A 6,230-nucleotide genomic window follows, 5' to 3' on the forward strand; every position below is an offset into this window, starting at 1 on the left:
ACTTTGTCCTGGCTATCGTCAATGGCAGCCACAATGCCGTTGATTTGCCAAGGTTGCGGCTGCGGGTTAGCGGGTTTTTGGGCATTCACCCAAGGGAGGCAGAGGAGGAGAGTTAGGAAAAAGGTAAAAGGGACTAAGTAAAAGGGGGAACGCTTTCGGGTTGTGCGGGGAGTGTTGAGCATGAGTGCATGGTAGAGCACGATTCGGGGCAAGGCGGTGGAAGTGAGAAATTAATCGATGGTTAATATTAACTCTTAAGATAGATGCTCTATGGCACAACAACGAGTTCATCCACAGGATAATGGCAAGGCAATGCCCATTGGTGTCAACTTAAAGAAAATGACCTTGGAGGATTAAGAATAAAAGGGGCTTAGGATAAGCAATAAAAAGCGGAATGTGGGTAAAACTTGCGACAGACAACCCCTACCAGTTTCCAATGCATGAACCTTCTAGGTAGGGGCTGCCTATGTGATCGGCTAACCAGAGGTACGTACCTGGCATCCATAGCTTGACATCACCTGGCGACGGGTTGCTCTCCAGCATTGCCCGTTATTCTGATCATAGAGTTTCCCGCGAGCAACACTAGACATCTATCTGGCATAAACTCACTGTTGGATGAACATTTATTTTTTACCTTTCTCCTTGGGCTTTTTCTCTTTTTCCTTTTGTGGCTCGTCGCCATAGCGACCGAGTTTTCGCCGTAACTGCTGCAACAAATTATTAGCGTTTACGTGATTGGGGTCGAGTTCGATGGCCTTTTCTAGTGAGGCGAATGCCTCATCGTAGCGCTTGAGAGCCTGGAGGGCATTGCCCCGATTAGCCCAAGGATCGGCCCAATCGGGCTTAAGTTGAGTAGCTTTGTCTAAAGCAGCATACGCCTCATCGAAGCGGTTCAATTTCAACAGAGCATTGCCCCGGTTATTCCAGGCTTCTGCATATTCTGGGTTAATCTTCAGCGCTTGGTCGTAGAGTTTTAGCTCTTCCTGGTAGTTCTGTTGCTGGTGAAGGGAGTTACCCTTGCTCGACAGCGCTTCTGCATAGTTGGGGTTAATGGCAAGTGCCCGATCGCACTCTGCGAGCGCCTCAGTTGGTTTACCCATCTGGTTCAAGCTGTAGCAGAGTCCCCAATGAGCTTTTGCCTCATTGGGATTGAGAGCGATCGCTTTTTCATAGGTCGTAATCGCTTCCTGATAATTTTCAGCTTCCCTGAGGCGATCGGCTTGACTTAGGAGATCTGCTGCCTGCTTGGGGTCACCAGTTGCACCAGAACTTAGGGCAGAAATACTATTTCCCTGAGAGGCAGTTTGAGGAGGATTTTGGGGAAACATTAAACCCTTGACAACCCAAACGCTGGCACCCAAAGCGACTACACCACCAATAATCGGCAAAGGTTTGATCGGGGATTTTTGAGGGCTTCCTGGTGCAGTTACCGTTGGCCTTGATACGGCAGCAGGCTGGGAGAGCGGAGTGGAGCCCGTGGCAACTGTAGGAGTTGAGTGTCCAGAACCTGGCGAGGGGGCTGAGGGTTGGGAAAGCGGAGTGGGGCCAGTAGCAACGGTAGGAGTTGAGTGCCCAGAACCTGGCGAGGGGGTTGAGGACTGAGGGAGCGGCTCGGAGCCCGTTGCGATCGTGGGGGTTGAGTGCCCAGAAGCTGGTGAGGCGGTTGAGGACTGAGGGAGTGGATCGGAGCCAGTGGCAACCGTAGGAGTTGAGTGTCCAGAGGATGCTTGGGGCAGGGGTGCAGTTGCAGGAGTATTGTTTGGTGCGACGCCCATCATCGGCACTGTCGCACCCGTAGCTGTAGGTGGAGCTTGCGGTATCGGGTTGGGTAAGCCTTGCGGGGTGTTAGGTAATGGCTGAAGGGAAGGCACAGATGCCAATAGCTCTGGGGGTAAACTCCGCAATGCCTGTAACGCATCCACTGCTGACACGTAGCGGGCACGAAATTCATAGCGCACCATTTTATCCAGAATAGCCACAAATTCAGCGCTGACTTGCTGGATGCGATCATGCCAAACCACTTCACCCGTGTTTGCATCTTCTGGCAGGAGCCTGGGGTGAACCCCGGTTAATGCCTGGATGCCAATCATGCCAACGGCATAGACATCACTGCTAAACCGGGGACTTCCCATTAACTGTTCCTTTGGCATGTAACCGTGGGTGCCAATGGAAATCGTCATATTCGTCCTTCCCGTTTTGGGATTAATCATTTGGGTGCTGACTTGCTTGACTGCACCAAAGTCAATCAGAACGATTCTGCCATCCCGTTGGCGGCGGATTAGATTGGAAGGCTTGATGTCCCGGTGAATAACTTGCTGCTGATGAACAAACGATAAGACGTTCAAGATATCGTGTAACAGGGCGATCACCTGAGCTTCTGGCCAAGGCTGACCTGGTGCCAGTTCCTCTGTTAGGGGATGTCCTTCAATTAATTGCTGAGCTAGATAAAATTCTTGATTATCTTCAAAGTGGGCGAGTAAGCCGGGGATTTGGTCGTGACTCCCCAAGTTGTAAAGAACTTGAGCTTCTGTATCAAACAGCCGTCTTGCCGTTTGCAAGCTTTCGACATCACTCACCTGAGGCTTGAGCTGTTTGACCACACATCGGGGTTGTCCGGGCAAGTGCAAATCATGAGCCAGAAAGGTTTGACCAAATCCACCGGCAGCTAACTGACTAATGACTTTGTATCGTCCTCCCAGAGGTTTATCTGGGTCTGGCTCTTGAAACATACGTAAAAGATTCATTCAGGTGCATCCCAAATTTGCAAGGACTTAGCTCAAGCACTCCTGTAAACGTTGTTTCACCAATACTCCAGGAAATACATTGGTTAAAACAGGATGCACCCATTTCCTTGGAGGGTCTCTTCTGTCTGAACGATTAGCTGCTCTCTCCAGGCTGGAATTCCTCTCTAGGTCAAGAGACAGCGTTGACTGAGCAGTGAGTGCCTATAAGAGACAGATGGTAGACCGGATGTATTCTACTGCGGTAGGCATCTACCATCAAGCTACTCAATAGAGTTGCAGCCATCCGGACTTCTTTACTCAGTATAGGGTTGGATTTTGAGAAAGCTCCAGATTTTTTGAGGTTGAACAACGGTTCTAGCTTCTGATTCAACCGAAATTTTTAGGTGGCTCTAAACAACTAAAGCCACCCTACAAACAAGGTGGCGAGGCGCAAAATGTCAAAATTGTATTTACTTTGAGTTGCTTGGATTCTACTGGTTACGTTTACAAGGGCAGAGCACGTTCAACAGTTCAGGAGGAATGTCTTCGTAATGTTCCAGTAGAAAGTCCATTAGGGCGAGATGGCGCATATCTGTTGCTCTGGGACGGCGGTAGTTGCCACCTCTTCTGAACCCGCTTCGGACGGTAGACATGGAACGAGAGCAGATAAAGGCGAGACGCTCGTTCCTCGCTATCGCTTCGCGTCACGCTTCGTGATTCACTTGCCATTTTGCGTAGAATTGCTGTGGGGTCATGCCAAGTTGACAGTAACCGTAGAAGTCGATTAGGGTTTGTTCTCGTTCGGTAAGGGGACGGGGCTTCATGCGGCATCCTCCACTCTTTCGAGGTCGTTTTCCCAGGCGATATCGGCAACCGTCCAAGGGGAACTGGGGGAGAGTTTATCGAGCCAGAGCAGGTAGCACCACATCCAAGCGCAGAGGTGCGGAGCAAAGCTATAGAATCTGCCGATCGCAACTCCCCAGTCTGTTTTGTCGCCCTCAGGAATCCAGCGCAGTTTGTCGCCATACAAGTAGCGAGGGGTTTGAACGTTGGGGAAGTTGGCTGGCAGGTCAATCGATGGGGGTGGAAATACCAGGTGAACTAAGCTGGGGGGTATGTCGGTGCTGCCGTGACGGATGGCGTTTAAGTAGCCTGCGATCGCTTTTCCTTTGAGGTTGGCGGTTAAGTCTCGGATGAAGATAGCGGCTAGGCTTTCGAGTTCGGGTTGGGTTAGGTTCATCCATGCTGCATCAAAGTCAGCGTCGGAGTAGGTTTTTAGGCGGGTGATGAGAGGCGCGATCGCAAAATCTTCTAAGGCTTGCTGATAGCCATCAATGAGGCTAATGGCTTGATTTTTTGTCATGATCGAAGAATCTCCCGAATTGTGTGGAGGTAGAGCCGTGCGGATCGGGTTGGTAGCCAAGGATGCACGGCTCTTTGTATAGATAAGGCTTTTACCCTATGTATGCATAGGGCTATATTAACAGAAAAGTTGTCTATAAAAACCATAAAATAAAGGTTTGAAGCTATGCATAAATAGGGTTGAAGGATGAGCGATCGCCGCAAGAAAAAGCAAAATCAAGCCGAGAGGATGGCTTGGGGAGAGGCTAAGGAGCGATTCTCGATTATGCTGACGCCGACAGCCGCGCAAAAAATTGATGATCGGGCGAAAGCTTTAGGACTTTCTCGCTCGGAATTGCTAGAGCAGGCAGCTAGGGGTGTAGTGTCAATCAGCGATACTGAACTGACTCAGGAAGACAAAGAAAACCTGGGAAAGCCCTCAGTGAACTGATTACTCGTTGTCAAGAATTAGCGGGTCGAGGTGAGTTCACCAGACAGGAAGTAAGCAGCGATCGCATTCAGCAATTACAGCAGCAGATTGAGGCGTGGCAAGCGTTGCTGGAAAAGTTGGAAATGAAATGAGCGCTTCAGAGCTGGATACACACTTGACTGCACACTTGCTATACACTGATGCTTTCATCGTAGCCTACTCTTCTTCCTCATCCTCGTCTTCAAGCGTTAGTAAAACATCCGTTAATTCGTACAATATTCTATAGAATTCCTCATTTCGCTTACTTTTGGAAGACTTAAGAATGGAACTAAGAGCTGCGGCTTTGATGTATGTCTCCTTTATGACATCCTTAAGCAACTTCCAATCTCTTCCCCAGTTTGCCTTACGAGATTTCTGACGAAATATCCCTACTTTATGCTCTAGATCAAAAATATCTGTATCTCTAATATCACTGGGAGGATTAGTTTCTAAAAACTTGTTTCCAAAGTTAATCAACTCTTCTCGAACAGCTTCAGGAGTTAGATCTTCAAACGGACGAATGTTCCTTGGTTGTTCTGTAGAGTCATTTCTAGCTCTATCAGAAGAGTTTGCATTCTCCATTCTGCTATTTATTGGAGAATGAGAGAGTTAACTCTCATTAATCTAGGCACATAATTTATCTATTTTGATTTGATTGTGTTCTGGTTCTTATAGTTTCGGCATTCTCACCTATATCTTGAAATAAATTTTGAATTTCCTTTAAAGAAATAGAAAGAATATAGGCAAGATTTTTAATTGCTGTATCCTCTTGGTATGAAATTTCTAAACCCCTTGCTATATTGAGCCTAGCCTCGTCTAATGAAATTCTAAAATTATCTATTTGTTCATCAAGTCTTTGCAACATCTCCTTAATTCTTGAACTTTGGCGGTAGTTAGGATTTATTTTATTAATAAATCCTTTTACTTCTTTAATCTCTTTATCGAGATTTTGCAGTATTCTTTTTCCATTCTTAATAGAATCGAAATCACTAGTATCAATGTTTTTATAAAGTTCAAGAATATTGACATGAAATGTAGATATTTTTTCTGAATGCCGCAAAAAATAATAAGCCGTATAACAAATATTCTTAAAAGAATTAGTATTTTCTCCTGCATTCGGTGGGGTAATGCTTATCCAACAATCATCACTTAAACGGAGTTCTCTCTCAACCAGCTTCACAAATAAATCAGCTATTGGTGCAACCATTGTCTCTACCTCTGCCACTCGAATCTGATTGACACTGTTGCTACACTTAGAGTTCTGTGGCGTATCTTCAAGCCTCTCCGTACTAATGCCATTTATGTCTGAAGAGGCTACAGAGGGTCTTCATTTCTGTACCCAGCTTCCTTCTCTAAGCCTGGTTCAACTGCCAGATTTGGCAAAGGGATTTGTAGTGATGAGGGAGTATAGATATGCTTTTTAATAAATCTATTTACGCCCTTGTAAACATTTGCATTTTCCGAATTGGGCTTTGCAATTGAAATGTGATCCTCATCTACAGCGCTAGAATCTATTCCCTGAAGGTGAGGGTCAGCCGTAACTTCATCTACTACAAGTCCAAAAGAGTGTAAAGGCTTTTTTTCAAAATAAACTAGTGAGTCTATGTATAACCTGTTGCAGTTTTCTCGATACCATCTATCAAGATCCCTTAATGTAGGATTTGCTCTTTCAAGTTCTTCTATAGTTACTGTAGGTC

General features: G+C 46.5%; 7 protein-coding genes and 2 pseudogenes. 1 reads left to right on the plus strand and 8 read right to left on the minus strand.

The window, feature by feature from the left end:
* The 4 genes and pseudogenes from V6C93_RS15045 to V6C93_RS15060 all read right to left on the minus strand — a co-directional run.
* Window positions 1-182, minus strand: a 182-nt coding sequence (locus tag V6C93_RS15045; RefSeq protein ID WP_333477480.1) for a hypothetical protein, incomplete at its 3' end; no start/stop codon positions are given.
* Between the two features lie 441 nt (window positions 183-623).
* Entirely contained in the window at window positions 624-2,744 is a 2,121-nt protein-coding gene (locus tag V6C93_RS15050; RefSeq protein WP_333477481.1) for a tetratricopeptide repeat protein, read from the minus strand.
* A 470-nt stretch (window positions 2,745-3,214) separates the two neighbouring features.
* Window positions 3,215-3,547: pseudogene (locus V6C93_RS38260) on the minus strand (helix-turn-helix domain-containing protein).
* Window positions 3,544-4,086 carry a hypothetical protein gene (locus V6C93_RS15060; protein WP_333477483.1) on the minus strand — a complete coding sequence of 181 codons (543 nt, stop codon included), beginning with the start codon at window positions 4,084-4,086 and terminating at the stop codon, window positions 3,544-3,546. Before V6C93_RS15060 ends, V6C93_RS38260 begins: the two are co-directional and overlap by 4 nt.
* 186 nt (window positions 4,087-4,272) lie before the next feature.
* On the opposite strand from V6C93_RS15060, the gene V6C93_RS15065 reads away from it, so the two are divergent.
* Entirely contained in the window at window positions 4,273-4,515 is a 243-nt protein-coding gene (locus tag V6C93_RS15065; protein WP_333477484.1) for a ribbon-helix-helix protein, CopG family, read from the plus strand.
* Between the two features lie 36 nt (window positions 4,516-4,551).
* On the opposite strand, the gene V6C93_RS15070 is transcribed toward V6C93_RS15065, so the two are convergent.
* From V6C93_RS15070 to V6C93_RS15085, 4 genes and pseudogenes are all read right to left on the minus strand, one after another.
* Window positions 4,552-4,704, minus strand: a complete 153-nt coding sequence (locus tag V6C93_RS15070; protein ID WP_333477485.1) for a hypothetical protein — start codon at window positions 4,702-4,704, stop codon at window positions 4,552-4,554.
* A 6-nt stretch (window positions 4,705-4,710) separates the two neighbouring features.
* Window positions 4,711-5,115, minus strand: coding sequence for a hypothetical protein (locus tag V6C93_RS15075; RefSeq protein WP_333477486.1), 405 nt, complete (start codon window positions 5,113-5,115; stop codon window positions 4,711-4,713).
* A gap of 55 nt (window positions 5,116-5,170) precedes the next feature.
* A complete protein-coding gene (locus V6C93_RS15080) occupies window positions 5,171-5,740 on the minus strand; it encodes a hypothetical protein (RefSeq protein ID WP_333477487.1) in 570 nt (189 codons plus the stop codon).
* Window positions 5,741-5,847: 107 nt separating this feature from the next.
* A pseudogene (locus V6C93_RS15085) lies at window positions 5,848-6,230 on the minus strand (hypothetical protein); the annotation flags it as partial.

This window comes from Allocoleopsis sp., assembly GCF_036703385.1.
Taxonomy (GTDB): Bacteria; Cyanobacteriota; Cyanobacteriia; order Cyanobacteriales; family Coleofasciculaceae; genus Allocoleopsis.